Origin of the sequence: Rhizobium sp. LjRoot258 (assembly GCF_964254185.1) — a bacterium.
GTDB lineage: Bacteria > Pseudomonadota > Alphaproteobacteria > Rhizobiales > Rhizobiaceae > Rhizobium.
In genome coordinates this window covers 47,488-73,031 of the sequence record NZ_CAXUST020000003.1, presented here as the reverse complement: position 1 = coordinate 73,031, position 25,544 = coordinate 47,488, and the positions used below count along the sequence as shown (strand labels likewise).

At 59.6% G+C, this 25,544-nt stretch carries 23 protein-coding genes; 17 read left to right on the top strand and 6 right to left on the bottom strand.

The genetic code is table 11. The features are described 5' to 3' along the window. Window positions 1–154: 154 nt before the first annotated feature. The 5 genes from ACSQ9D_RS28785 (at window position 155) to ACSQ9D_RS28765 (ending at window position 4,330) form a co-directional block, all read left to right on the top strand. Window positions 155–430 (top strand): hypothetical protein, encoded by a 276-nt coding sequence (locus tag ACSQ9D_RS28785; protein ID WP_051970683.1) that lies wholly within the window; start codon window positions 155–157, stop codon window positions 428–430. A 712-nt stretch (window positions 431–1,142) separates the two neighbouring features. Next, a complete protein-coding gene (locus tag ACSQ9D_RS28780) occupies window positions 1,143–1,745 on the top strand; it encodes a hypothetical protein (protein WP_436285259.1) in 603 nt (200 codons plus the stop codon). Window positions 1,746–1,767: 22 nt separating this feature from the next. Then, window positions 1,768–2,064 carry a hypothetical protein gene (locus ACSQ9D_RS28775; protein WP_436285258.1) on the top strand — a complete coding sequence of 99 codons (297 nt, stop codon included), beginning with the start codon at window positions 1,768–1,770 and terminating at the stop codon, window positions 2,062–2,064. Window positions 2,065–2,311: 247 nt separating this feature from the next. Beyond that, a complete protein-coding gene (locus ACSQ9D_RS28770; RefSeq protein ID WP_436285257.1) occupies window positions 2,312–2,545 on the top strand; it encodes a hypothetical protein in 234 nt (77 codons plus the stop codon). A gap of 567 nt (window positions 2,546–3,112) precedes the next feature. Then, on the top strand, window positions 3,113–4,330 hold the full coding sequence (locus tag ACSQ9D_RS28765; RefSeq protein ID WP_436285256.1) for an SfnB family sulfur acquisition oxidoreductase: 1,218 nt from the start codon (window positions 3,113–3,115) through the stop codon (window positions 4,328–4,330). Between the two features lie 76 nt (window positions 4,331–4,406). Here the strand turns inward: ACSQ9D_RS28765 and ACSQ9D_RS28760 are convergent, their stop codons facing one another. Then, window positions 4,407–5,615 carry an acyl-CoA dehydrogenase family protein gene (locus tag ACSQ9D_RS28760; protein WP_436285255.1) on the bottom strand — a complete coding sequence of 403 codons (1,209 nt, stop codon included), beginning with the start codon at window positions 5,613–5,615 and terminating at the stop codon, window positions 4,407–4,409. Between the two features lie 76 nt (window positions 5,616–5,691). After that, window positions 5,692–6,735: a substrate-binding domain-containing protein gene (locus ACSQ9D_RS28755; RefSeq protein WP_436285254.1), complete on the bottom strand. Its 1,044-nt coding sequence runs from the start codon at window positions 6,733–6,735 to the stop codon at window positions 5,692–5,694. Between the two features lie 234 nt (window positions 6,736–6,969). Here ACSQ9D_RS28755 and ACSQ9D_RS28750 point away from each other — a divergent pair, with 234 nt between their 5' ends. From ACSQ9D_RS28750 to ACSQ9D_RS28705, 10 genes are all read left to right on the top strand, one after another. Then, window positions 6,970–8,451 carry a sugar ABC transporter ATP-binding protein gene (locus ACSQ9D_RS28750; protein WP_436285253.1) on the top strand — a complete coding sequence of 494 codons (1,482 nt, stop codon included), beginning with the start codon at window positions 6,970–6,972 and terminating at the stop codon, window positions 8,449–8,451. Further along, window positions 8,448–9,506, top strand: coding sequence for an ABC transporter permease (locus tag ACSQ9D_RS28745; RefSeq protein WP_436285252.1), 1,059 nt, complete (start codon window positions 8,448–8,450; stop codon window positions 9,504–9,506). Before ACSQ9D_RS28750 ends, ACSQ9D_RS28745 begins: the two co-directional genes overlap by 4 nt. Window positions 9,507–9,623: 117 nt before the next feature. After that, window positions 9,624–10,634, top strand: a complete 1,011-nt coding sequence (locus ACSQ9D_RS28740) for a sugar ABC transporter substrate-binding protein (protein ID WP_436285251.1) — start codon at window positions 9,624–9,626, stop codon at window positions 10,632–10,634. Window positions 10,635–10,698: 64 nt separating this feature from the next. Continuing rightward, entirely contained in the window at window positions 10,699–12,249 is a 1,551-nt protein-coding gene (locus ACSQ9D_RS28735; protein ID WP_436285250.1) for a sugar ABC transporter ATP-binding protein, read from the top strand. After that, complete coding sequence (locus ACSQ9D_RS28730; RefSeq protein WP_436285249.1) at window positions 12,239–13,258, top strand: ABC transporter permease; 1,020 nt, start codon at window positions 12,239–12,241, stop codon at window positions 13,256–13,258. Before ACSQ9D_RS28735 ends, ACSQ9D_RS28730 begins: the two co-directional genes overlap by 11 nt. 2 nt (window positions 13,259–13,260) lie before the next feature. After that, window positions 13,261–14,238, top strand: a complete 978-nt coding sequence (locus tag ACSQ9D_RS28725) for an ABC transporter permease (protein WP_436285248.1) — start codon at window positions 13,261–13,263, stop codon at window positions 14,236–14,238. Window positions 14,239–14,272: 34 nt separating this feature from the next. Continuing rightward, complete coding sequence (locus ACSQ9D_RS28720) at window positions 14,273–15,664, top strand: LLM class flavin-dependent oxidoreductase (protein WP_436285247.1); 1,392 nt, start codon at window positions 14,273–14,275, stop codon at window positions 15,662–15,664. Window positions 15,665–16,062: 398 nt separating this feature from the next. After that, entirely contained in the window at window positions 16,063–16,305 is a 243-nt protein-coding gene (locus ACSQ9D_RS28715) for a hypothetical protein (RefSeq protein WP_436285246.1), read from the top strand. 488 nt (window positions 16,306–16,793) lie between these two features. After that, window positions 16,794–16,916 (top strand): hypothetical protein, encoded by a 123-nt coding sequence (locus ACSQ9D_RS28710; protein WP_436285976.1) that lies wholly within the window; start codon window positions 16,794–16,796, stop codon window positions 16,914–16,916. A 126-nt stretch (window positions 16,917–17,042) separates the two neighbouring features. Beyond that, window positions 17,043–17,480, top strand: coding sequence for a CBS domain-containing protein (locus ACSQ9D_RS28705; RefSeq protein ID WP_436285245.1), 438 nt, complete (start codon window positions 17,043–17,045; stop codon window positions 17,478–17,480). A 593-nt stretch (window positions 17,481–18,073) separates the two neighbouring features. On the opposite strand, the gene ACSQ9D_RS28700 is transcribed toward ACSQ9D_RS28705, so the two are convergent. Then, window positions 18,074–19,852 carry a gamma-glutamyltransferase family protein gene (locus tag ACSQ9D_RS28700; RefSeq protein WP_436285244.1) on the bottom strand — a complete coding sequence of 593 codons (1,779 nt, stop codon included), beginning with the start codon at window positions 19,850–19,852 and terminating at the stop codon, window positions 18,074–18,076. Between the two features lie 660 nt (window positions 19,853–20,512). Here ACSQ9D_RS28700 and ACSQ9D_RS28695 point away from each other — a divergent pair. Next, entirely contained in the window at window positions 20,513–21,178 is a 666-nt protein-coding gene (locus ACSQ9D_RS28695) for a response regulator (RefSeq protein ID WP_436285243.1), read from the top strand. Further along, entirely contained in the window at window positions 21,171–22,583 is a 1,413-nt protein-coding gene (locus tag ACSQ9D_RS28690) for a sensor histidine kinase (RefSeq protein ID WP_436285242.1), read from the top strand. The genes ACSQ9D_RS28695 and ACSQ9D_RS28690 overlap by 8 nt, the downstream gene beginning before the upstream one ends. Before the next feature lie 59 nt (window positions 22,584–22,642). On the opposite strand, the gene ACSQ9D_RS28685 is transcribed toward ACSQ9D_RS28690, so the two are convergent. From ACSQ9D_RS28685 to ACSQ9D_RS28675, 3 genes are all read right to left on the bottom strand, one after another. Further along, entirely contained in the window at window positions 22,643–23,518 is an 876-nt protein-coding gene (locus tag ACSQ9D_RS28685) for an ABC transporter permease (protein ID WP_436285241.1), read from the bottom strand. 13 nt (window positions 23,519–23,531) lie between these two features. Then, window positions 23,532–24,350, bottom strand: coding sequence for an ABC transporter ATP-binding protein (locus ACSQ9D_RS28680; RefSeq protein ID WP_436285240.1), 819 nt, complete (start codon window positions 24,348–24,350; stop codon window positions 23,532–23,534). A gap of 95 nt (window positions 24,351–24,445) precedes the next feature. Then, on the bottom strand, window positions 24,446–25,462 hold the full coding sequence (locus tag ACSQ9D_RS28675; protein ID WP_436285239.1) for an ABC transporter substrate-binding protein: 1,017 nt from the start codon (window positions 25,460–25,462) through the stop codon (window positions 24,446–24,448). Window positions 25,463–25,544: the final 82 nt, after the last annotated feature.

The following is a 25,544-nucleotide window of genomic DNA, read 5'->3' as shown; positions in this document are numbered from 1 at the left end:
ACAGCGCTCCCTGTCGGCGTGAAAGTCAACGCAATAAAACGACTGCGCCTCTCCTGTGACTTATTCTGAGCGCAAGGTCTTTATTACCGGCAGCATATGAACCGGGCGCTGCCGCCAGAGGGCATTACCTTCGCCCCAATCAAAGGAGGACCTGATGTCTTCCGTGTACAATCAGCGCCGGGACAATGGGCTCTCGACATTGCAACGCGTTCTCAAGCGCGCAAACTATGCGACCGCCGATATGGAAACCGCCGAAGGCGATACGTCTCATGACGAGGCCATTGTCATCCGTAGGATTCAAGCCGGCACCATTCCGTCCAAGAACTATCCTGCTTCGAAACGACGTAGGCGGAACGCCGATCCGAATGCTCTCGCCACGTGGGAGAACGAAGGAGGGGCGGTCCGTCCGTCGAACAAGAAGCGCAGTTGATCTAGAGCTTCACCGCCCTCACTCGACTCGCCTGGATTTCGAGCCCGGCGACCAATCCGCGTGCGATCCGTCGCCACCGGACTATAAGGCAGAGGCCGAGCGCATCGTTAAGTGGCGGCGACTTGCTTCGTAAGCCGTACTTGACGCAAAGCCAACTTGAGCTAAATTCAACTAATCGTGTCTCCAGCGACTGACCACGGATGTACTGGCAGTTGTTGTTGAGGCGGATTGAGAAAGGTCGGCGCGGAGGGAGGTGCCGACCTTTTTCTTTTGCCTTTGGTCACCCCGATTGATTGCGGGCGTGGAAAAGCGCGCTCAACTTTGAATTATTCTTTGATCATCGCAGCCACGGCGCGACGCGGCCAGGCATTGGATCAAATGGAAAGCGTGGCTGAAAGGATCACGCGGATTTCGTGCGCGCGAACGGAGCGGCTGAGTGTCGGCCTGAAGAGGCTGAGAACGAGGAGGCTTGGCCATGAATGCGCAACGTCAGAAGAGCTGAATAAATGCTGAAGGGAGTATTGCTGCCGCTGATCTCTTCGTACGCCGTCAAAAGGAGCAGTCGTTGCGGACTTCGCTGCCTCTGCCGCGATCCTCCCCATTAAATCATCAATGTCTCGTATGATTGATGATGTTCGGTGGAGCGCGCATTTGTTCCTGAGTGGTCGGGGCCAGCGTCAGGTCGACCTTATGCGGGGGCAAGACCTGGGCATTGCGAAAAGCGTTCGGCTGGGTGGGCCTGCTCGAAGTGCCAGGTCTTTTGGCTGTGGGTCTGATTGGAAATTCCATCACTATTCTCCTCGGCTTTTGGCAGCGCCATGTCTATGGAGCTAACCTCAGCAGCCACGATTGGTTCCCTCCGGTGCAAGACATCTTTGATCGGGCATCTGGTGGCACCAGAAAAGCCTCGCTGGAGCGTGAGCAAGGTCCCAATCTCGGACGACAGTACGACCGAGATCATCAGGCAAAGCTCAAAGAGAAAATGAATTCGAACGTGTCGGTCGGTCGGATACTGCTGGAGGATTCCGACCCAGCGCAGGCAATGGCAGTGGAGTGGCCATGGTCGGAGGTGAGAGATCGGCTGTTGCCGCATCAGGGGCTTCACACCTACGGTTGTGAAGCCTTGCGCATCGCCGAAGACTGTTATGAGCGGCTGTTGAACAAAATGGTTCGAAAAGGTGCAGTACGCGTGTTGAGGCTGAGGCCCCGCGCAAGCATTTGGGTCTCCGCGGCCTTAGAAGACCTCCGTGGGGATGCATTCAGCGTTGATCCGGAACAACGACCCGCGGACGCTGTTTCCATCTCGTTGCAATGATGCGACGTCTAAGGAGGATAACATGTCCTTTAAACTACTGGCAGCTTCGCTGCTTGCCGTCGGCCTAGCGGGCTCGGCCCTCGCTCAATCCAACCCGGCTCCCGCCGGATCAACGATGGACAAGAATCATACAACTAACGGCGCCGCAAGCGGCACCATGAAAATGAAGAAAGTCGACAACACAGTAACCAACAGCACCGCGCGCACGATCAATAAGCAAAACTGCAAGAGCGTGAACGGCAAGGGATCGCTGCAGACCCAAGGCGGCAACAGCGGCACGGAGAACACAGAAGACACCTGTGCTGACAACAATAACTAAGCCGTTGCATAATATGGGGGCGCTGAATAGCGGCTTCATGCGTCACCAGCGGAAACCCCAGAGGTCGGGTTTTCCGCTGGTTTTTCCAACCGATGGCTGTGTTTTCGACCGTGCGATATCGTACGGAACTATAATGCCTCTATCCGCAGAGTGCCCATAGGCGTATTGTCTGAGGGTCGGCCCATATTTTCCGGGCAGAGTCGATTGGGAGATCATATGTGCTCTTGCCTTTGCGTAGGAGCCGAAGATGAACTTTCTAGCCCACATCGCCCTCACGGACGAACATCTCGATATCGTGACGACCAGCATCGAGGGATGGTGCGCGAACCGCAAGGTCGACCTAGGTGCTCCATCAGCGCGTGCAGCTTGCGCTCTCGCCCTTGAACTGCTTTCAACACGACCCTCCATGACATCCGAAGAGTTGCTTGAAATGCTTTCGAACCGACTTTCTGGCGCGGGCAGCAAGGCGTGGAACTCCTAGCCATTCGGAAGGTTCAGGAGTGGATCGCCGGGTGAGGCTTCTTGCTATACGCTGGCTAGCCGCGCGATCGTCCAGCTCCTGAACCTCCCCTCGATTTTCCTGCTGCTAGGGACTTTGGTCCGACTAGCGATGCCTGCAGATTGGCGTAATCTGTGCTTGTTCTGACCTCTGGGGAGCAGGACAAGAAGGGAAGCTTTCGCCCCATGCGACGCCCACGTTGCAATAGACCCTGCCGAGGCTTCCCTTTCAATCACCCCCCGGGACGGCGGTTTCATTCGTTCCGGCTACTGAAGGTCGTTTCCCGCTCGACATCGAAGACGACCCACGACGCAGCGCCCTGGCCTTTGGCTTGCTTCAATGCTGCTCGATTAGGAAGAACAGGAGATCCGACTCCGGACCTTCTCTCGCAACACTTACGCCGAAGATCAATTCTATCGCAGTAATTATCTATCAATTCTATGGACAAAGAAACGCCGACCTGAAGCGTCTGCCAAAAAGGAAAAGTCTTTCCTCGAAGCACACCTGTGAATGCTGCATCGTGGCGCCGAATAAATCGGAGGGCAGCGTATGAACGCGCAATTACACCATCTCACCTTGGATCGTCCCGCCGCGACGCGGCTCGAAAATGAGCAGCAGGCCATCGCTGTCGCGCGCAAGCTTGCTGAACGATTTGGTGCAACTGCGTCAAGGCGAGATCACGAGAGGCTGCTGCCCTTCGCGGAGCTCGACGCGCTGTCGCAATCCGGGCTGCTCGCCATCACGGTGCCGGAAGAATACGGTGGACTGGATGTGTCGAACGCGGTTCTCGCGGAGATTACCGCAATTCTCTCCGAGGCCGACAGCTCGATCGGCCAGATTCCGCAGAACCACTTCTATATTCTCGAAGCGCTTCGCACCGACGGGACGGAGGAACAGAAGCGCCATTTCTTCGCCCGTGCGCTTGCAGGCGACCGGTTCGGCAACGCACTTTCCGAGCGAGGCACGAAAACCGTCGGCCACTATGAAACTCGTATCACCCGCGACGGCTTCGGTTACCGCATCAATGGCCGAAAATACTATTCGACAGGGGTGCTGTTTGCCGATTGGATTGCGATCTTCGCGCTGAATGAAGCCGACCGACTGGTCATGGCCATCGTTCCAAAGGAAACGGAAGGGGTGGAGGTCATCGACGATTGGGACGGCTTCGGTCAGCGCACGACCGGCAGCGGCACAACGATTTTGAACGATGTCCACGTCGGTGCCGATTCTATTGTATCCCATCACAAGGGTTTTGAGCGCCCTTCGACGATCGGTTCGGTTGGCCAGATCATCCACGCAGGCATAGATCTCGGCATTGCCCGCGCGGCGTTTTCCGAGATGCTGGAATTCGTGCGCACCAAATCACGCCCCTGGATGGACAGCGGCGTGGAGCGCGCATCCGACGATCCGCTAACGATTGCGAGGATTGGCCAGATTGCCGTCCGGCTGGAAGCAGCCAGTGCGACCCTCAAGCATGCCGGCCGAAAGGTCGACCGGGCGCAAATCGCAACGACTGAGGAGGAGGTCGTCGAGGCGACGCTTTCCGTTGCTGCCGCCAAAGCGCTCACGACCGAGATTGCGATCGAGGCTACCAATACGCTCTTCGAGCTCGCGGGCACCTCCTCGGTAAAGCTCGGCTTGAACCTCGATCGCCATTGGCGCAATGCCCGAACCCATACGCTGCACGACCCGGTACGCTGGAAATACCATGTCGTCGGCAACTATCATCTGAACGGCGTCATTCCACCGAAGAACGGCGCACTCTGATCACGTCCTCCCAAAATAGAGAACCCCATTCCCGATTTCGGGAATGGGGTTCTTGCTCATTCAGATCGACCGGATTTCAGCTGTAGAGGCTGACCTCTGGTATCTTGTCGTTCAGCACGAATTCGCCGACCTCCTTTGCCTTGTAGAAGACGGGATCGTGGAGCGTGTGAGTGCGTACGTTCCGCCAGAAGCGATCGAAGCGGTACCTTTCGGCTGTCGAGCGCGCACCGGTCAGTTCGAAGATGCGCGACGTGATGTCCAGCGAGACAGCCGTGGCGTGTATCTTGGCCGTATAGGCCTCCGCCGCCGCTTCGCCGCGTTCGCGAGCCGTCACGTGATGGCCCTTGGCAAGACCAGCTTGCACGGTTGCGGCAGCACTGTCGGCAAGCGCCACGGATGCCTTCAACGAGGCGGTGAACTCGCCGACGCGCTCGAGGATATATGGATCCTCGGCTGCGCGCTGGACGCCCGATGTTACCCACGGCCGCGTTGTCGTGCGCACGTAATCGACCGCAGCTGCAAGCGCACCCTCAGCCGTGCCGAGGTAGAAATTCACGAAAACCAGCTGAATAAGAGGCGTGTTAAAGGTTGAAAGCACCGGCGGTGCGGCGTCCGGCGCAGCAGGCGCACCAACAAAGTCTTCTTCGTAGACAGTGAAGTTGCGGAACTCGACGCTGCCGCTGTCCGACAGGCGCTGGCCGAAATTGTCCCAGTCGTCATTCGCGAAATAGCCCGGACGGTTCGTCGGAACGGCAAAGCCGACGACCTTGTCGTCAAGGCTCGCATTGGCATTGATGTAATCGGAGACATGCGCAGCGGTCGAAAAGGACTTGCGCCCGTTAAGTACATAGCCGTTGCCTCGCCGTGTCAGCACGAGGCCGGGATCACGCGGATTGACCGCAGCGCCCCAGTAGAGGTTCTTTGCAACTGTTTCGCTCCCGAGAGCTCGGGCGCGCGCTTCCTCCAGCGCCCAGTAGATATACTGGCTGTTGACGTAGTGATAGCCGAGGAGCTGACCTATGGAGCTCTCGCCCCGGGCGAGAATGCGCACAAGCCTCAGGCCATCGACCCAGTCAAGGCCACCCCCACCGATCTCAGTCGGGTGCAATGCATTCAGCAGACCGGCATTTTTCAGCTTGACGATCTCGGCAAGCGGCGGACGACCTTCGCGCTCAAGGTCTGCGGCGCGTCCGGAAAGCTCCGCCGAGATTTCCACCGCACGGGCAAAGAGGTCCTCTCGGGTTGTATTGCGGTTGGTTGCGAAGACGACGTTGGATTGGCTCATGGTTCGGGCCTCCGATTCATTGAAATGGGATCGGCGGAGGCCGCAAGGCCCCCGCCGAAGGATCGAGGCAGGCGGATCAGAAAAGCTTGTCCGGGATCCAGCTTGCGGTCGCCGCGTCGCTCGTGCTGAAGGCCGGGATCTTCTGCGCCAGTTCCTCGATCGTCTTGACGCCTGCCGCCCGCAGGCTTTCCTGGGTGAGGAGCGTCGGCTTGACGACGATCTGTGGGGGTACGTTTTGACCGGCCACCTGGAGCGCGGCCGCACGCACGGACACTGCGCCGACAACGGCCGGGTTCGTTGCAACCGTCGCCACCCACGGGCTGCCTTCCTCGGTGATTTCTTGAATGTCGGCGGTCGAAACGTCGGCCGAATAGATCTTCAGCTTCCCGGCGATGCCGAGATCGTTTGCGGCAAGCTTCACGCCGCGGGCGAACTCGTCATAGGGCGCAAAGACGACGGTGGCGTCCGGATTGGCGCTCAGGGCCGCCTTCGCCTGGTCGGCCGTCGAGGTTGCCGTCGTGTCGTTGACAACACCGAAGCGCGTCTTCTCCACGACGCCCGAGTTCTGTGATTTGAACTTGTCCCAGACCTCATTGCGCCGATCGAGAGGCGCAAAGCCTGCAACATAGACATAGGCGGCATTGAAGCTTACGCCGTTGTCCTTCACCGCCTGATCGAGCGCAAGCTGGGCGAGCTCGTGATCGCTCTGTTCTACCTGGGGAATTTTCGGATTGTTGAGGTTCACGTCGAACGCAACAACCTTGATGCCCTTGTCCAGCGCCTGCTGCGCCACATCGGTAAGCGATTCCGGCAGCCCGTGATCGATCACGAGGGCGGATACGCCAAGATTGATTGCCTGCAGCACCTGCTCGCGCTGCTCGGCCGCATCCTGACGGCCGGGGAAGACCCGCAGGTCGATGTCGAGCGCTTTGGCCTGCGCTTCGGCGCCGGCCTGGTAGGCCTGGAAGAAGTCGCCGGCGGAGATATAGCTGATCAGCGCTATCTTGACACCACCCTTGTCGAACGGAGCGGGCGCGCCGGCAAGTCCGTCGGCGAAGGAGGCCTGGGCAAAAAGCAATGGGATGGCGGCGCTCAAAGCAAGCCGTGCAAGAGATTTCATTGTCGCGTTCCTCTGGTCATAGCAAGCGTCGTCTGACGGACGGCAGATCCCCGCGACGCATGAAATTATTAGATATAAACTCTATAATTTTAGTAGAGTAAATGATCCGATTTTGCGGCCCTTGAGAGATTCTTTGTTCCGTTTGAAAGGTCTCGGCGGCAATGGCTTGCCTGGAAGTCGAGCGGCCATGCAAGCCAATATGTCGCCCGGAAAGCAGACCCCGGACGCCGCCAGATGCCGCTTCTTCATGTTGAAAATCTCACCCGCAGCTTCGGCTCGACCCGCGCGCTTGCCGACGCGCATCTGTCAATCGAACGGGGAGAAGTCGTTGCCCTGATGGGCGCGAACGGTGCCGGCAAATCGACGCTGGTAAAGATCCTTTCGGGCGTGCTTGCGGCTGATGGCGGCACTATAAGCCTCGATGATCGCCCCTTCGCACCAAGGACGCCCTCCGAAGCGGCAAAGGCCGGCATCGCGACAGTACATCAATCGACCGATATCGTCGGTGCGGCCGGCCTGACGGTGGCCGACGCCCTGCTCCTCCATCGCTTTGCCGAGCGCAGCACGCCTTTCTTCGTCTCGCGCAGGAGCGTCCGTCGCGAGGCGAAGGCCATGCTCGACGCCATTGGTTTTTCGCTCTCGCTCGATCGGGATTTCGGCGATCTATCCGCCGCCGACCGCCAGCTGGTCGCGATCGCCCGCGCGCTGGCGAACAGAGCTGATCTCTTGATCCTCGACGAGCCGACGGCAAGCCTTTCAGGCGACGAAAGCCGTCGGCTCTTTAATATCCTACTGCGCCTGCGCGCCGAGGGGCTTGCTATCCTTTACATATCGCACCGAACGGCCGACCTCGAGGCCATCGCCGATCGCGCCGTCGTCATGCGCGGCGGGCGCGTCGTCGGCAGCTTCAAACGGCCAATCGATTTCCGGAGCGCCATCGAAACGATGATCGGCCGCAGGCTGGATGCAGCACGACCGGACGCACGACTGGCGACGGGGCCGGCAGTCTTCGAGATGCGCAACGCACAACTGGTGCCCGCGAGCGACCCTTTCGATCTGGTACTGCGTGAAGGCGAAGTCGTCGCCGTTACCGGGGTGCTCGGCGCCGGAAAGAGCCGGCTGCTTTCCGCGATCTTCGGCGTCGCACGCCTCGCCGGTGGCGAAATGCTTCTCGACGGTCGACCTCACACACCGAAATCTCCTGCCGCCGCGATTGCCGCCGGCGTCGCCATGGCGGCAGAAGATCGCCACCGCTCCTCACTGATGCCGCCCGCTTGGCCGGGCAATTCGCTGGCCGCGACCATAAGCCTGCCGCATCTTGCGAAATGGTATCGCAACGGGTTCCTTTTCGGCGACCGCGAAAGGCGCAAGGCGACAGACGCGATCGCCCGCCTCGGGATCAAGACGGCCGGGCCTCTTGCCTCCATCTGGACGCTCTCCGGCGGCAACCAGCAGAAGGCGGTGATTGCGCGGTGGCAAGCGGAACCGAGCCGGCTGCTGCTCCTCGACGAACCTTTCCAGGGCGTCGATGTCGGTGCACGCCGCGATATCATCGACGCGATCCGCGCCCGCACCGACCGCGCCACATTGATCGCCACGTCCGATCCGGAGGAGGCCCACGAGGTCGCCGACCGCATCCTCACCATCGATCGCCACACGCTGCGACCGGTTGCGGCCGATGCGGTCTCTTCAGCCATTCAGGGAACATATGCATGACCACGATCGACGACGGGGCTCTCGCGCAACAGACTGCAACACAGGAGACCGCGAGCAATGGCCGCCAGAAAGGAACCGCAAACGCTATCCTCCGTTCAGGGGCCGTCTTCATACTGCTCGGCCTGATGCTCGTTGGCTTTGCCATTGCTGAGCCGGCCTTCATCACTCTCGGCAATCTGATGAGCATCCTGCAGGCCGTGTCCGTCGTCGCCATTCTTGGCGCGGGCGTTACCGTGACGCTCGCCGTCGGCGGTTTCGATCTCTCGATCGGCGCCGTCGCCGCCTCCAGCGTCATGGCCGCAAGCTATGCGATGATCGTCTGGCATCTTAACGCCTTCGCGACAGTGCCGCTGGTTCTGGCCTTCGGTGCTGCGATCGGGCTCATCAATGCTTTCCTGATCGTACGTCTGCGCGTGCCTGATCTGCTGGCGACGCTCGCCGTTATGTTCCTGCTTTCGGGCCTCCAACTCATTCCAACGGCTGGGCGTTCCATTTCCGCGGGCTTCGTGCTGCCGGATGGCGCCAAGGCAACGGGCGCCTATGATGCGGCCTTCCTCCTGATCGGCCGCTATAGCCTCTTCGGCACGCTCCCGGTCTCCGTCGTGTTGATGGTCATCGTTGCCATCGTCCTTTTCGTCCTGACCGAGCGCACGCGTATCGGCCGGCTGCTGTTTGCAACGGGTGGCAACGAGGTCGCCACGCGGCTTGCCGGAGCATCCACGACGCGTTTGAAGACCCTTGCCTACGTCATATCCGGAGCGCTTGCCTCCCTCGGTGGCATCGTGATTGCAGCCCGGGTTGGCCGTGGCGACGTCTCGTCGGGCGGCTCTTTGCTGATGGATTCAGTTGCGGCCGCGCTGATCGGCTTTGCCGTCCTCAATCTCCGCCGCCCGAACGTGCTCGGCACCGTCGTCGGCGCCGTCTTCATCGGCGTACTCCTCAACGGCCTCACCATGCTGAATGCCCCCTACTACACGCAGGACTTCGTAAAGGGTGCCGTTCTGGTCGGGGCGCTCGCCCTCACCTACGGTCTCGGCCGCAACGTCGATCGCTGACACTCGACACCGGGCTTGCGAAATTTTCCTGGCAGGAGCCGCTTTTGGAATAACGTTCCTACTTCTAGATAGAAATCTATATATTTTGTGGACTACACGAAACGAGAGGGTTATTTCATGGGTGAGGGACGTGAACCGGGCTTCGGGCGCCGGGAGATCTTGAAGCTCGCGGCGGTCGCCGGGGCGACATTTGCAGGGACAGGCATCTTCGCCGCCGGACAGGCAAGTGCCGCAGACGACGGTCTTTCGCTGAAGGGCAAGCGCGTCGCGATCAGCGCCACGGGCACCGACCACTATTTCGACCTTCAGGTCTACAACGCCCAGATCGAAGAGGTGAAGCGGCTGGGCGGCGAGCCGATCGCGGTCGATGCCGGCCGCAATGACGGCAAGCTGATCGCCCAGCTCCAGACGCTCGTCGCGCAGAAGCCGGACGCCCTCGTGCAGATCCTCGGCACGCTCAGCGTCATCGATCCCTGGCTGAAGAAGGCTCGCGATGCAGGCATTCCGGTCCTGACCGTCGACGTCGGCTCTACCAACTCGATCAACAATACGACCTCCGACAACTGGGGCATCGGCAAGGACCTCGCCCTGCAGCTTGTCTCCGACATCGAAGGCGAAGGCAATATCGTCGTCTTCAACGGTTTTTATGGCGTGACGCCCTGCGCGATCCGCTATGACCAGCTCGTCAACGTCATCAAGTATTTCCCGAAGGTGAAAATCCTTCAGCCGGAGCTGCGCGACGTCATCCCCAACACGGTCCAGGACGCGTTCACGCAGATCACCGCGATCCTCAACAAGTATCCGGACAAGGGCTCGATCAAGGCCGTCTGGTCGGCCTGGGATATCCCGCAGCTCGGCGCCACCCAGGCGATTACCGCAGCCGGCCGCAACGAGATCCGCACCTATGGCGTCGACGGCAGCCCTGAAGTTCTCCAGCTCGTTGCCGATCCGAACTCGCCTGCGGGCGCGGATGCCGCCCAGCAGCCGGCCGAGATCGGCCGCGTTGCGGTTCGCAACGTCGCCAGGCTGCTCGCCGGCCAGAGCCTGCCGCGCGAAACCTACGTACCGGCACTCCTCGCAAACAAGGACAACGTTGGCGAGATCATCAAGAAGCTCGGTATCGGCTGACACCGGCCCTGGCGATGCGGCAGCGGCCGCATCGCTCCCATTTCTCTTGTGAGCAGCCTGCAACATGACCACCTCCGCCTTCGCCCAAACACCCGAGAGTGACGAGTACATCATTCGCTTCGACCATGTCGTGAAGCACTTCGGAGGCGCGCAGGCGCTTGCCGGTGCCGCGCTTGCCGTGCACCGCGGCACCGTGCACGGGCTTGTCGGACAGAACGGGGCCGGCAAGTCGACGCTCATCAAGATTCTTGCCGGCCTGCACACGCCGGACGAGGGACGGATCGAGATCGAAAGCAAGCCGTACGATCGGCTGACGCCGCATCTGTGCGAGGAACTCGGCATTCATTTCATCCATCAGGACCGGCTGCTTGTACCCACCTTCACGGTCGGAGAAGCCCTGTTTCTCGGGCGGGAGGCTCGCTTTGCCGGCACGCCGTTTCTCAATCGCCGCGCCATGCAGCGGCGCGCGGAAGAAATTCTCGCCAATTATTTCGGCGTGGAGCTGCCGAAGGATGCCTTGGTCGGCGAGCTTTCCACCGCCGAGCGCCAGATCGTCCAGATCACCCGCGCGCTTCTCCACCAGCCCAGAATTCTGGTCTTCGATGAGCCGACTGCGGCACTTGTCCGTCGCGAGGCCGAAATTCTCTTCCGCCTGATCCGCCGCCTTCGCAGCGAGGGCGTGACCATCATCTACATCTCTCATTATCTGAACGAGATCGAGGAACTGTGCGACCACGTGACGGTGTTGCGCAACGGCATCGATGTCGCCTCCGTGCCGATCAGCGAGACGTCTGCAAAGGCGATCGCCAGCCTGATGATCGAGCGCGACATCACCGAGATGTTCCCGAAACGCCAGGTAGAGTTCGGCGAGGAAGTTCTTAAAGTCCAGGCCCTTTCGGCACCGAACCGCTTCAACAACATCAGCTTTTCGCTGCGCCGCGGAGAGGTCCTCGGCATTTCCGGGCTGCTGGGTTCCGGGGCCAAGGACCTTGCGCGGACGCTCTTCGGGCTCGAGCAGGCAGCATCTGGTGTGATCGAGATCGAGGGCAAGGCAACGCAACCGCGCAATCCCGTGCAGGCCGTCGACCGGCAGCTTGCGCTGGTGCCTGAAGATCGGCGCGGCCATGGCGTCGGCCTTGATCTCAGCCTTAGCGAAAACATCACGCTATCGAGCCTTGCCCGATACACGCGCTTCGGATTCCTCAAACGAAGCCGTGAGGGCGCCGATACCGACGACCTCATCAAACGCCTGCAGATCAAGACCGCCGGCCGCGACTCCCTGGTTCGCACGCTGTCCGGCGGCAACCAGCAGAAAGTGGCGATAGCCAAGTGGCTGAGCCGCCAATCGGAGATCTACCTTCTCGACGAGCCGACCGTTGGCGTCGACATCGGTTCCAAGGTCGAGATCTACTCTCTGATCGGCGAGCTGGCTGCGCGTGGCGCCGGCGTCATCGTGCTCTCCTCGGATCTGCCCGAGCTTGTGGGCATTACCGACCGAATTCTCGTGTTTTTCCGCGGCCAGGTGATCCGCGAGCTCGTCTCCTCGACGACCACGACGGATGAAGTGCTGGCAGCCTCGACCGGCGCTTCGGAAGGATTGCGCCATGTCGGCTGACGTCCAGTTTGCCTCCCTTCCCGCTGCTTCGACCGGCCATTTGCCGCAGGCGAAGGGCAGGCTCGCAGCATCGGCCCTCCGCTTCGGTTCGCTGCTTGCCTTCGCGTCGATCCTCGTCGTGTTCTCGCTCACGGCCCCCTATTTCCTGACGATCGGCAATATCGGCAATGTCCTTGGCCAATCGGCCATCGCAGGCGTCCTGGCGATCGGCCTGACGATCGTGCTCATCGCCGGCGGATCGAACGTCGTCACCGGCGGCATCGACCTGTCGCTTGCCGCAAATATGGGGCTGAGCGCTGCGACCTATGCGACGCTGATCCAGCTCGGATACGGCGATCTTGCCGCAGCAGGCGGCGCGCTTTTCACGGGACTTGCAATCGGCGCGGTCAATGCGGCAGCCGTGGTCTTTGCCGGCATCGTGCCTCTCCTCGCAACGCTTGCCGTCATGAACGTTGTCGCCGGCCTTGAGCTGGTCCTGACCCAGAACACCGTCGTCCCAGCCTCGACCGATTTCCTGACGGCGATCTCGGCGTCCGACGGCTTCGGCATTCCAATCCTTGCCTATATCCTGATCGGCTTCACCGCGCTTGCAACGGCGATCGTCCAATACACCCCGCTGGGGTTGAGGCTTTATGCCGCCGGCGAGTTTCCGGATGCAGCCCGTGCAGCAGGCCTGCCGCTCAAGCGGTTGCTTGCGGGAGCCTTCGTCGCCAGCGGTCTGTGCGGTGGCTTCGCCGGCATTCTCTCCGTCTCCTATCTCAGTGGCAGCACCACCGGTTCGGGCGAGATGTTACTGCCGGTCGTCGTCACTGCACTGCTTGGCTCGGTTTTCTCGCGCCGCCTCGTGCCGACGATCACCGGAACACTGGTTTCCGCACTCTTCGTCGGCTTCCTCATCAACGGCTTCCAGCTTTTGAACCTGCCGAGCACGCTCGTCAGCGGCGTCCAGGGTCTCCTGATCCTGATCGTTGTCTCGGCCACGACGCTGCTGCGCAAACGGGAGATCTGACCATGTCCGCCTCGACATTTGCCGGGCGATACGCCGCAGGCTTGGCTAGATACGGCCTCATACTGGCCCTCGTCGTCGTCTTCTCGATCTTCTCAGCCGCCGCACCGACCTTCCTCACTTTGGGCAACCTGCAGAGCATTCTGGTCAACAATTTCACCTTGCTCGCGATCGTCTCGATCGCCATGACCCTGGCGGTTTCGGCCGGCGGCATCGATCTTTCAGTCGGCACCGCGGTGGACTTCGCAAGCTTCGCCTTCGTTTCCCTCGTGCTTACCGGCGAGCCGATCGCCATTGCGCTTCTGGGCGGTCTTACGGCAGGTGCCGTCGTCGGCGCCTTCAACGCCATTCTGATCTCGGCGATCGGCGTGTCGCCGTTTCTGGCAACGCTCGGTACCTTGTTCATCGGGCGCAGCATCCAGCAGCTTCTGACGAACGGCGGCAATCCCGTCTACCTGCCGCCCGCCGGCGTGCCGGAGGCTTTCCGTTTTCTAGGGCACGGAGTTATCGCGGGCGTGCCGGTGCCACTCTTGATCGCCGCTCTCATCATTGCCGGTGCCTCGGTGCTCCTTTCCCGGACGCGGTTTGGCCGTGTCGTGCTTTCGATCGGCATCCAGCCAAGCGTCGTACGCTATTCCGGGGTCGGCCTTAGCCCTCATGTTGCCGCGACCTTCATCCTCGCCGGGATCATCGCGGCGGTCGCGGGCATCATCCTGACGGCAACGGTCACGGTCTATATCCCCTCTTCTGGCAATGCCTTTCTGCTGAATGCGATTGGCGCCACCTTCATCGGCACGACATTCTCGCCGCTCGGGCGCCCGAATGTCGCCGGCACCGTCCTCGGCGTCCTGCTCCTCAGCATCGTTGCCAACGGACTGCTTCTGACAGGCCTCAATTTTTACTGGCAGCAGGTCGGCACCGGCACCCTCATATTCGCGGTGTTGGCCTTCAGCTTCATCAACAGGAAAGCGGCCGACGCCTGAGCGAGGCCAATCGAAACCATGCAGGAACAATGACATGAGCCGAGAAATCAGGCTGAACGCCTTTGACATGAACTGCGTCGGACACCAGTCTCCCGGGCTCTGGCGCCACCCACGCGACAAGTCATGGACCTACAAGGATCTCGACTACTGGGTGCATCTGGCAAAGACGCTGGAGCGCGGCAAGTTCGACGGGCTCTTCATAGCCGATGTACTCGGCGTCTACGACGTGCTGAACGGCAATGTCGATGCGGCACTGCGCCATTCTGCCCAGGTGCCGGTCAACGATCCACTGCAGCTTATCCCGACAATGTCTTATGAGACCGAACATCTCGGCTTTGGCCTCACGGCATCGCTCTCCTTCGAGCACCCCTATACGTTCGCCCGGCGCATCTCAACGCTCGACCATCTTACCAAAGGCCGGGTCGGCTGGAACATCGTCACGTCCTATCTCAACAGCGGTGCGCTCAACGTCGGCCAGCCCGCCCAGACGAACCACGACGACCGCTACGAGCTGGCCGAAGAATATCTTGAGGTCTGCTACAAGCTGTGGGAGGGGAGCTGGGAAGACGGTGCCGTGGTGCGTGACCGGGAAAAGGGCATCTTCACCCATCCGGAGAAGGTCCACCCTATCCGTCACGCCGGCAAGCATTTCACCGTTCCCGGCATTCACCTCAGCGAGCCGTCGCCGCAGCGCACACCCGTCCTCTACCAGGCCGGCGCCTCCAGCCGCGGCAAGGATTTCGCCGGCGCCCATGCCGAATGCATTTTCGTCGCAGCCCCGTCGAAGGCCGTACTCAAACGCTATGTCGCCAATGTGCGGCAAGCGGCCGAACGTGTCGGCCGCAATCCGCGGGAGATCCTTGCCTTCAATCTGCAGACCGTCGTGGTCGGCGAAACGGATGCAGAGGCACAGCGCAAGTTCAATGAATACCGCAAATATGCTTCATTCGAGGGGGCGTTGACGCTGATCTCCGGCTGGACGGGCATCGACTTCGGCCAGTTTGGCCCCGATGAGGTGCTGCGCCACCGCTATACAAATGCCGTGCAATCGGCCGTCGAAACCTTCACGACCATCGATCCCGGCAGGGAATGGACGGTTCGGGAGATGGCGGACTGGGTGGGCGTCGGCGGCTTCGGCCCTGTCTTTGTCGGCTCGCCCTCTACGGTCGCCGATCTGATGCAGGAATGGGTCGACGATACCGATGTCGACGGCTTCAATCTCGCCTATGCAATAACGCCTGAAAGCTTTGAGGACGCGGTCGACCTTCTCGTGCCGGAACTGCAGAGGCGCGGCGTCTACAAGACCGCATATCGCCAGGGCACCCTGCGCGAAAAGCTTGGTGGGAAAGGCCCGCGCCTCGCGGTCCCGCATCCGGGCGCTGCCTACCGCAATCTTGGATCTGAGCCGACGCGGCTTGCGGTTTAGAGGTTGAGTCCCGCACACTTCGGGAAAGGCTCGGAGGTGATGATCTTCGGTCCCGACACCCGTCATCCCGAACGAGTTTTTGCAAGCGAAGCGATCTAAAGGCTCTTACGAGGTCGGCTTTGATTTGATTTTGGTGCCCCATGCCGGAGTACGGCAAGCGAGCAAAATCATGATCTTGCTGAATTGTCAGGCAGATCGATAGCTCGTCTGATCCTTATGCTTTTTGCCCGCTTTGTCTCACGCTTCCGGCGAGATCTCATAAACTGCGGCGTTGTCCTGAACCTCTCGCAGGCCCTTATATGACGCGTGGCGAAGCTTGCCGTCATGGATCCAGGCGCGGTACTCGATCTCAGGAACCTTGAAGTCTCCATTTCGTTTTCCTCTTCGGAGGAAACGTCATGTCTACAAGCGGTATCAGAACATTCAAAAGCCGGCTGACCGAGCTGGGAAGCGTCTGGCCTAAGCACGCGATGGCCAGAGGGTTGAACAAAGAACAGCAAGACGTAGTTGCCGCTTATCGGCTGGGGAAGCTCGACGAAAAAGCTTTCCAGTTTCACCTTTCAAAAGATCCGGCGTTGGCCAAGTGGGTGCATCAGGTATTGGAAGCTGCGAGTCATGACCCCCTGAACGCCTCGAAGTGAATGGGAAGCCTGCAGCTGTTATGATTGATACGGTGTCCCGCAGGGTAGCCTGAGAGGTAGCTTTCTAGCTCGTCCTCAAGCTCGTCGCAAATTCTCTCGTAGTCCTCTAAGGTGTTTTTGTCGTTGCCTTGGACCCAGAGCTTACCTCTGCATCTGACCGCCTCCCCGTACTCTTCGATCATATCGATCCACCACCGCGCCTTGTTCGCGTATATACGGAGGTTTGGGCGGCGCACCAAAAGCGACGCTAAGCTGTATCGGAAGCTATCAAAGTCGCCGTGCTGCATCTTCTAAAGCGCTTTCTAAAGTACAGGATAGCGCAATATCGTATGTTTGGTAGAAATCTCTGAGGGCCGAAATCCATGACGGATGGCGTGCAAAGGTTTATAGTGGAGATGGCGCTTCCCTCAGAGCGCCGGGTGCTTCTAGCACGGCGGTCCACAAGCCCCGGCGGCAGCGGGCCGCTTTTGCCGCGTACTAAGAAAGACATGGATTTCGAAGTGCAAGCCGCCCTCGCCTGGCACGACGACGACGTGAATGCGACCATTGCTCCACTGCTCGAGGACATCCGTCATCTGCGCCAGCAACTCGCTTTGGCCGAGGCGCGATGAGCCGCGGCATGACGCGCAGGAGGCCAAAGTATGACCGCCATTTACCGCCCCTCCGCAGGAACATTTACGACCGGTGTGCGTTGATTCCCTTCACCCGCAGTTTTGGCGCGGGCAAGGGAGGTTATCATGAAAGTCAGCAACTGCATGACCACAGACGTTCAGATCGCCAATCCGGAGCAGACATTGCAGGATGTCGCCCTGATGATGGGCCGTCTCGATTCCGGCGTTCTCCCGGTGAGTGAGAACGACAGGCTGGTCGGCATGATCACCGATCGCGACATCGCAATTCGTGGCGTGGCAGAGGGCAAGGGCCCCGAGGCAAAGGTTCGCGATGTGATGAGTATCAAGGTTAGATACTGCTTCGATGATGAAGATGTTGAAGACGTGCTTCACAACATGGGCGATCTTCAGATACGGCGCTTGCCAGTACTGAACCGAGATAAGCGCCTCGTCGGCATCATCTCACTTGGAGACCTCGCTACGAAGGGCGAGGCCACCGGAACGGGTAAGGCACTGAGCGGCATCTCACAACGCGGCGGCGAACATTCGCAGACAGCGCATTGACGGTCGGCGGTACGCCATCAGCAAAAGCAAACACCAGTCAGCTTCCGCCTGAAGCGCCTCGCGCCGTTGCACCCAACGGCACTAGGCGCAATATCCACGAGTACCACTGTAGCTGCGCAAGGAAGGCTTTGCGCGCGAATAGCGGCCGGGGCACATGAACGACTGGTGCGCATGAAACGTGTCCTCACCATCACGCTCATGGCGTTTGCCGTTCTGCGCTGCGGACGGGATAGTCTTGCAGATCGCCGGCCTGTTCTGGCTCTAACCGTAGAATAAAACAAAAACAGCCCGCCTCCCCGGTTAAGGAGAGGTAGCTGGATTAGCTGCGCGTCGTGCGCCCGTTAGTGCGTTCGAAAGCTGTGTCGATCCGCTCGTGCAGTCCGTCAATTCTATTGCCCACGCCTTCGATCGCGCGAAATAGTCCCGGCTTTGGTCGCGAAGGTCTCGGCGGAGTGCATTTTGTGAGCGGCAAGATCGGACACCGCCTCATCGGCCTTGTCCTCGGCCGCCTTCACGCGACCGAATGGAGAAGCTCTCTGCAGCACACCCTCCCCGATGAATACTCAAGTCCGCGACCAATCAGTTGCGATTGTTTACCTGCCGACCGCGTAGGCCTGCATAAGGCGGGGGGTCGCGGCGGCCCTTAGAAGACCGTCCACGTCCCGGCGCGCCGCGGTCAGACGGCCTACGGTCCAAGGATCGGCAACCTGTACCTTATGGCCACGCCGGCGCAGCTCGTCGAGCGTCGAAGCGCCGACGCTGCTTTCGACCATGATCTCGCCGGGAGAACTGGTGCGCGGGTAGAAGGAACCCGGGAAATGCGAAGTGTGGAAAAGCGGCATGTCGATACATGCCTGCAGGTTTTTTCCGTGATGGACGTAGCGCAGGAAGAAAGGCACCTGCCACTGATCCTGCTGATCGCCGCCAGGTGTGCCGAAGACCATCGTCGGCCGGCCCTGATGCAGCGCCAGCGAGGGAGTGAGCGTCGTCCGGGGGCGCTTGCCCGGCTCAAGAGAAGTCGGCAGGCCGGGCTTCAGCCAGAACATCTGGGCGCGAGAGTTCAGCGCGAAGCCGAGGCCCGGGATGATCGGCGAAGACTGCAGCCAGCCTCCCGAAGGCGTGGTTGAAACCATGTTGCCCCAGCGGTCGATCACATCGATATGCACCGTGTCGCCACGTTTTTCGCTTAGATGGGACATGGTTGGTTCGTAGACCGTGCCCTTGCCGCTCATTTCGGCAAGCATGGCCATGGTGACGTCGAATTGGTGGTCGTAGCCTGGCACGCGGCCGGGGCGCAGCTCGAGCGAAGCTCCCTCGCCGATAAGTTTTCGGCGTTCGCTATTATAGCTTTCCGACAGCAGATACTCGGTGGGGATCTGCGCGAAACTCGGATCTCCGTAATAGACTTCGCGATCGGCGAAGGCGAGCTTCATGGCTTCAACGACGGTGTGTACGAAATCCGGCCCGGACGGGTCCATCGCGGCGAGATCATGGTTTTTCAACAGCGCCAGGGATTGCAGCAATACAGGTCCTTGGCCCCAGGCCGGCGTTTTAGCGATCGTCCAGTCATGGTAGTCATAGGTCTGCGGCGCCTCGACCGTGGCGCGCCAGTTTGCCATGTCCTCAGCGTTCAGCACGCCCTTGTGCCTGGCTCCGCTCGCATCCATGACGGCAGTGGTGCTGACGAACCTTTCGATCGCCTCGGCCACGAAGCCCCGGTAGAAGGCGTCGCGGGCGGCCTCGATCTGATTTTCCCGACCGCTCTTCGCTTCGGCCGCGGCAATCACCCGCTTCCAAGTTGCCGCCAGAACAGGATTCTTGAAGTTGCGATTCGGCTCCGGCGCGCTACCACCCGGCAGCCAGGTTGCGTGGGAAGTCGGCCATTCCTTTTCGAAGAAGCCGCCCAGTCTCTTGATTGTCGCAGAAACCGCGGCAAGGACAGGATGACCCTCTTCGGCGTAGTAGATCGCCGGCTCGAGAATGTCCCGGATGCTCATCGTTCCGTAATCGCGCAACATCAGCATCCAGCCGTCGAAGGCGCCGGGGATAACCGTCGCCAGCAAGCCGTCGCCGGGGATCAGGTTCAGGCCTTCGGAGGTGTAGTGCTCGATCGTCGCACCGGCCGGTGCCGGTCCCTGGGCGCAGATGACCTCGACCTTGTCCTTCTTCTTCGAATAGAGAATGGCGGGCATGTCGCCGCCTGGGCCGCATAGATGCGGCTCGACGATCTGCAGCACAAAGCCGGTGGCGACAGCCGCGTCGAAGGCGTTGCCCCCCTTCTCCAGGATCGCCATGCCAACCGAAGATGCGATCCAGTGGGTCGACGTGACGACGCCGAAGGTGCCGAGGATTTCCGGTCGTGTCGTGAACATCGTATTATTTCCTCAAGAATATGCCGGGCGATTTATGGTATCTTCAGGATCCCAGGGTCGTGCAAACAAACTCGTGGAGGACTTGCAAAACAGACAAATGAGGCCTGGCAGTAAGCTGATCAATCAAGCAAGAGTGGGCAGACGTGAGCGGCATCGGGCAATAGCCATGCCCGTCTCATATCAAATTTGACTATGGTTGTAAAAAATGATGCTTTTTATACGCCCGTTTTCGTCGTCAAACTACAAGTGAAAATTGCATTGCCAACTTGAATCTTTTGAGGGGTCCGGGAAGCCACCATGGACCTCGGTTGCTGCTTCGCCCTTGTCGTCGAGGGCGAAATGCTCGGGACGAATGCCGTAAACCGCCTTGCGGTCGCCGCTTCTCACTCTTCTATACACCTGTTTACGAAAGCATGACAGCTTATGGCGACGGCGACTTTGCCTCAGCCGATCTCGTCCATCCGAGCGATGCCGGACATCGCGATCTTTGATGCTTTTATAAATGCGGTTCGTTCATAACTTGTGTTCCTTCCCGCTATCGCTATGACAACTCGTCACGACGTGGGAAAATAACAGGACGGAAGATTGTCATTCCAGGGAGTTCTGATCAGCATTGACCAATGATAGGTTGGTGGTCGCCTATTGACGTGAGCACGGAAAATGCGCCTGCTTATTGTGGAAGACAACGCCGACCTTGCTGCCTGGCTCGCGAAGGCTCTTAGACAAACGGCGTACACTGTGGATATTGCGGCCGACGGCCTGGACGCCGAGCATATGCTACGTCTTGCGGCCTATTCGGCCGTTATCCTCGATCTGTCCCTACCCAAGTTAGACGGCATAACTGTCTTGAAGCAGTTGCGCCGCGCCGGCAATAAGGTGCCCGTCATCATTCTCACCGCAAACGCCAGCGTGGAGGGTCGTGTTGCGGGTCTTGATAGCGGTGCGGACGACTATCTCGCCAAGCCGTTTGAAATTGCAGAACTTGAAGCGAGAATCCGCGCGGTGATCAGGCGTGGTCATGACGTCGCCGCGCCACAAATTGCCGTTGGAGACCTAGTCCTTGACGGCAGAACACGACAGTTTTCGCTGCGCGGGCAGCCACTACAGCTCACGCCTCGCGAACACGCCGTGCTCGAGCACCTGATAATGAAAGCGGGGGCGACGGTGACGAAAGCATCCCTTTCCGAAGGGGTCTTTGGATTCGATGATGTTGCTGATGCGAGCGCAATCGAAATCTACGTCCATCGACTCCGAAAGAAGCTTGAAGGCAGCTCCATTCAGATCGTAACGCTGCGCGGCCTTGGCTATCTGCTGCGCCATGTTTAAAGGCCCAAAATCGCCGATCCGAAGGCTGACAGGCCGAATTGCTCGGCTAAGGCGCAGCCTGCGTGTCCAACTGGTCTCACTGGTCGTTTTGACGCTAGCTGGAGCAATTTGCGTCAACCTCTATTTGAGCTTCCGCTCTGCCGCTGCCGCCGCCCAGCTCGTTACCGATCGCACTTTGCTCGCATCGGCTCGCGTCATTGCCGAGGCCGTGCACGTCGACGACAGTGGCTCCGTTCAGGTCGAAATTCCCCCCGCCGCATTGGAGATGTTTGACACGGGCTTTGGCGATCAGGTCTTCTATCGCGTGACCACGCCCTGGGGTAACCTACTCTCAGGATATCCCGATCTGCCGACGCCGCCGGTCGCGCTGAAGGGCCAGGATTTGATTTTTCACGATCAAAGTATTCGAGCGCTCATGCTTGAGCATCCAGTCGTGGGCCTTGCGGGAGACGGAACGATTGCTGTGACGGTCGGTGTCACGCATGGTAGCCAATATGCAATTCGACGCCAGCTTTGGCTTTCCGATTTCGCAAACGAGCTTGCGCTTGTTCTACTGGCAGGCCTTGTCACCATCATCGGTCTCCAGCGAGGACTTTCGCCCATATTGCGCCTGCGGGACGCTGTGCGCCAACGTGGTCGTGACCGCCTCGATCCATTCCCGCCATCAATGGTACAGACAGAACTGCAGCCGCTCGTTCACGCCTTGAACGAGCATATGGAGAGCGTGCAAAATCAGATGGCGGCTCAGCGGCGATTTGTTGCCAATGCCGCTCACCAATTGCGAACACCACTGGCGCTGATCGCGACCCAGGCCGCGGTGGCTGCCAGGGAAGTTGACATTCGTCAACGCGATGAAGCACTTCAGGCTCTACAGAAAAGCACGCGGCAAGTTACCCGGCTGGCCGGGCAGCTACTTGCTCTTTCCCGGGCCGAGCCCGGAAACTTCCGCCCACGCACGGACAATATCGACTTGGCGGCTCTCACACGTTCCGTACTCGAAAATGTCGCCGAAGAGGCCTTGAAACGCAGCATTGATCTCGGTTTCGACAATAGCGGTCCAGTGAATGTGACTGGTGATGCTACCATGCTCGGCGAGTTTGTGGTGAACCTGGTCGACAACGCTCTGCGCTACACGCCAGCCGGCGGCGCGGTGACCGTTACAGTCAAGTCACTGCGAAATATGGCAATCCTCACGGTCGAAGACACCGGCCCGGGAATTCCCGAAGGCGAGCGCACGCAGGTATTCGAACGCTTCTATCGAGTGATCGGCACACAGACCGAGGGTAGCGGTCTCGGATTGGCAATTGTGCGGGAAGTGGTCGATAGCGCCGGAGGTACGATCGAACTTGGTGATGGAAAAGACGGAGGACTTCTTGTCCTTGTAACATTGCCGCTTGGAGTGTGAAACAAAAGGGCCGAGCATGTCACCCGGCCCTTTCAGCGTTCCAGTAATGCTCGAGAGGATTACTGAACGTCCATCTGTTGTGGCCGCCACTTGGCTAGGCGGTTCTCGATCACGGTCATGATTGCCTCTGCAACCAGTGTGAAGATCATGACGAGGATAATCGCCGCGAACATGCCTGCGGCATCGAAAGTGCCCTTGGCGATCGAAATCAGCTGGCCAATGCCAAAGCGGGCGCCGACAAATTCGCCAACGATCGCGCCGATGATAGCAAAGCCGAACGAAACATGCAGGCTCGCAAAGATCCAGCTCATCGCCGATGGAACGATAACGCTACGGGTTACCTGCCAATTGGAAGCGCCGAGAATGCGTGCATTGGCGATCATGTTGCGGTCTGCTTCCCGCACGCCCTGAAAAGCGTTTGCGAAAACCACGAAGAACACCATGATGAAGGCGAGCGCAACCTTGGATGGCAACCCAAGACCCATGATCATGATGAAGATCGGTGCAAGCACAACGCGCGGGATCGAGTTGATCGCTTTGATATAAACGGAGAGGATATCCGAGAGGAAGCGGTTGCGGCCAAGGCCGACGCCAACGAATACGCCCGCGATCGAGCCGGCGAAAAAGCCAATCAACGCTTCTTGCATAGTAACCCACAGGTTATACCAAAGCGAACCTTCCGTAGTGCCGTTGAGCGCCCAGTCGTAGAGCCGTGCGGCGATGGCGCTTGGGCTGGCATAGAAAAACGGGTCGATCCAGAGCATTGTGGAGGACAGCTCCCAAAGCCCGAGTGTCGCGACGAGAATGGCGATCTGCCAGAACAAAACCGTCTGCTTGCGGCGCTTGATGGACTTCAACGCGACAGCTTCGATTTCGGCATCAGAGGTGCCCGGGCGAAAAACTGCGCGCGCCGTCTCCATGGGTACGTTTGCCATTGCTAAGACCTCCCTATGCCGCTTCGCTCGAGCGGCGATAACTGGTTTCCACCTCCTGTCGCAGATCATCCCAGATGGTCTTGCAGTAGTCGATGAATTGCTGTTCGTAGCGGATTTCCGACACAACGCGCGGCCGCGGCAGGTCGATCTTGTAGACCGACTTAACAGTTGCGGGTCCGGCGGTCAGGACATAGACCTTGTCGGCCAGTGCGACGGCTTCCTCGAGGTCGTGCGTGACGAAAACCACTGATGCCTTGCGCTCCGCCCATAGTTTCAGCAGTTCCTCGTGCATGACGGTGCGTGTCTGCACGTCGAGCGCGGAAAAGGGCTCATCCATCAGCAGGATTTCCGGCTCATTGACGAAGGTCTGAGCGAGCGAGACGCGCTTGCGCATGCCGCCGGACAGCTGATGCGGATAGTGGTTCATGAATTTTGAAAGTCCGACGCGTGCCAGCCAGCTCTTGGCCGCCGTTTCCGCAACATCGCGTGGCTTGCCGCGAAACAGGGGGCCAGCCATTACATTGTCGATCACGTTCTTCCAGGGGAAGAGGGCATCCGTCTGAAAGGCGAAGCCGACGCGCGGATCGATGCCAGCCACTGGCCCGCCCATAAGGCGGACTTCGCCAGCGCTCGGCCGCGCGAGGCCGGTGACAAGGTTGAGCGTCGTCGACTTGCCGCAACCCGTAGGGCCGACCACGGCGACGAACTCACCGCGTTCGACGGTCATGTTGAAATCGCGAAGCGCTGTGAGAGACTTGCCAGTCGGAGAAACGAAGCGGCGACTCACATTGATCAATTCGATCGCTGGATCATGGGTTATATCATCTGTCATGAGATATCCTCGCGCATGCCTGTAGGCGCGCATAAAGGTGCTTTTTGTTCAAGGGAACTGGTTCCGGCTTGACCGGACGTGCAGCGAAGGGGCGCTTATTTGACGTTCTTCACGAATTCCGTCGTGTAGGTCTTCGAAAGATCGATTTGCTTGCCCTGGACGTTTTTGGAGAACTCCGAGAGTACGGCAAGAACGGTCTTCGGGCCGTCTTCCGGCATGACACCGTCCGGCGTGAACATGCCCTTGCCCGCCTCGAGTGCGTTGACATAGCCGTCCTTGTCACCGACGTAGAAATCCTTAGGCATTTTTTCGGCGATCTCGGCGGCAGAATGCGTATTGATGAACTTCAGGGTCTTCACGAACGCATTGGCAAGCTTCTGAGCCTCCTCCTTATGTTCGTCGACCCAGGCACTCTCCATGTAGAGAGAGGCAGCCGGATAGGTGCCGCCGAGCGCCTTGCGCGTAGACTCGACGGTGCGCATATCGACGAGAACCGATGCCTCACCGGTCTTGACCATGCGCGAAATTGTTGGCTCCGTAGTCATACCTGCCTGGATCTGATCCTGCTGCATGGCGGCGATGAAGGTTCCTCCAGCACCCACTGGGACGGTGACGACGTCTCCCGATTGCAATCCAGCCTTCGATGCCATGTACAGCGTCAGGAAATTGGTCGAGGAGCCAAGCCCTGTCACTCCGATCGTCTTGCCTTTAAAGTCGCTGGGGGCATTGATTTCCGGATGCTTGCTGGAAACAAGCACAACCTCACCCGGGGCCTGGCTAAACTGGACGATCGATTCGACGAATTTGCCTTTCGCCTGCAGGTCAACGCAGTGATCATAAAAGCCGACAACCCCCTGCACGGCGCCGGCAAGCAGCTGATTTTCTGCATCGACGCCAGCCGCCTCGTTCAGAAGCTCGACATCGAGGCCTTCCTCCTTGAAATAGCCAAGCGTCTCGGCGAGCTTTGCCGGCAAATAGATCTGCTTTTCGTAGCCGCCGACCATGATCGTGATCTTGTCAGAAGCATTGGCTAAAGTTGCGGTTGCCATGGCGGCGCCGGCAAGGAAGGCGAAAACGGCAGCAGAATGAAGAAGTGCGCGTGTACAACGCATAGACTGTATCCTCCTAGTGGTTGTCTGCATCGCCATTGACACACGGGCTCGTGTCTCCTCCACGATGCGACGACGACAGTAG

What these genes read in the sequence shown, in the direction of transcription:
- ACSQ9D_RS28785 (WP_051970683.1), top strand. Translation starts at nt 155, where the DNA reads ATGTCTTCCGTGTACAATCAGCGCCGGGACAATGGGCTCTCGACATTG.
- ACSQ9D_RS28775 (WP_436285258.1), top strand. Translation starts at nt 1,768, where the DNA reads ATGTCCTTTAAACTACTGGCAGCTTCGCTGCTTGCCGTCGGCCTAGCG.
- ACSQ9D_RS28770 (WP_436285257.1), top strand. Translation starts at nt 2,312, where the DNA reads ATGAACTTTCTAGCCCACATCGCCCTCACGGACGAACATCTCGATATC.
- ACSQ9D_RS28765 (WP_436285256.1), top strand. Translation starts at nt 3,113, where the DNA reads ATGAACGCGCAATTACACCATCTCACCTTGGATCGTCCCGCCGCGACG.
- ACSQ9D_RS28760 (WP_436285255.1), bottom strand. Translation starts at nt 5,615, where the DNA reads ATGAGCCAATCCAACGTCGTCTTCGCAACCAACCGCAATACAACCCGA.
- ACSQ9D_RS28755 (WP_436285254.1), bottom strand. Translation starts at nt 6,735, where the DNA reads ATGAAATCTCTTGCACGGCTTGCTTTGAGCGCCGCCATCCCATTGCTT.
- ACSQ9D_RS28750 (WP_436285253.1), top strand. Translation starts at nt 6,970, where the DNA reads ATGCCGCTTCTTCATGTTGAAAATCTCACCCGCAGCTTCGGCTCGACC.
- ACSQ9D_RS28745 (WP_436285252.1), top strand. Translation starts at nt 8,448, where the DNA reads ATGACCACGATCGACGACGGGGCTCTCGCGCAACAGACTGCAACACAG.
- ACSQ9D_RS28740 (WP_436285251.1), top strand. Translation starts at nt 9,624, where the DNA reads ATGGGTGAGGGACGTGAACCGGGCTTCGGGCGCCGGGAGATCTTGAAG.
- ACSQ9D_RS28735 (WP_436285250.1), top strand. Translation starts at nt 10,699, where the DNA reads ATGACCACCTCCGCCTTCGCCCAAACACCCGAGAGTGACGAGTACATC.
- ACSQ9D_RS28730 (WP_436285249.1), top strand. Translation starts at nt 12,239, where the DNA reads ATGTCGGCTGACGTCCAGTTTGCCTCCCTTCCCGCTGCTTCGACCGGC.
- ACSQ9D_RS28725 (WP_436285248.1), top strand. Translation starts at nt 13,261, where the DNA reads ATGTCCGCCTCGACATTTGCCGGGCGATACGCCGCAGGCTTGGCTAGA.
- ACSQ9D_RS28720 (WP_436285247.1), top strand. Translation starts at nt 14,273, where the DNA reads ATGAGCCGAGAAATCAGGCTGAACGCCTTTGACATGAACTGCGTCGGA.
- ACSQ9D_RS28715 (WP_436285246.1), top strand. Translation starts at nt 16,063, where the DNA reads ATGTCTACAAGCGGTATCAGAACATTCAAAAGCCGGCTGACCGAGCTG.
- ACSQ9D_RS28710 (WP_436285976.1), top strand. Translation starts at nt 16,794, where the DNA reads ATGGATTTCGAAGTGCAAGCCGCCCTCGCCTGGCACGACGACGACGTG.
- ACSQ9D_RS28705 (WP_436285245.1), top strand. Translation starts at nt 17,043, where the DNA reads ATGAAAGTCAGCAACTGCATGACCACAGACGTTCAGATCGCCAATCCG.
- ACSQ9D_RS28700 (WP_436285244.1), bottom strand. Translation starts at nt 19,852, where the DNA reads ATGTTCACGACACGACCGGAAATCCTCGGCACCTTCGGCGTCGTCACG.
- ACSQ9D_RS28695 (WP_436285243.1), top strand. Translation starts at nt 20,513, where the DNA reads ATGCGCCTGCTTATTGTGGAAGACAACGCCGACCTTGCTGCCTGGCTC.
- ACSQ9D_RS28690 (WP_436285242.1), top strand. Translation starts at nt 21,171, where the DNA reads ATGTTTAAAGGCCCAAAATCGCCGATCCGAAGGCTGACAGGCCGAATT.
- ACSQ9D_RS28685 (WP_436285241.1), bottom strand. Translation starts at nt 23,518, where the DNA reads ATGGCAAACGTACCCATGGAGACGGCGCGCGCAGTTTTTCGCCCGGGC.
- ACSQ9D_RS28680 (WP_436285240.1), bottom strand. Translation starts at nt 24,350, where the DNA reads ATGACAGATGATATAACCCATGATCCAGCGATCGAATTGATCAATGTG.
- ACSQ9D_RS28675 (WP_436285239.1), bottom strand. Translation starts at nt 25,462, where the DNA reads ATGCGTTGTACACGCGCACTTCTTCATTCTGCTGCCGTTTTCGCCTTC.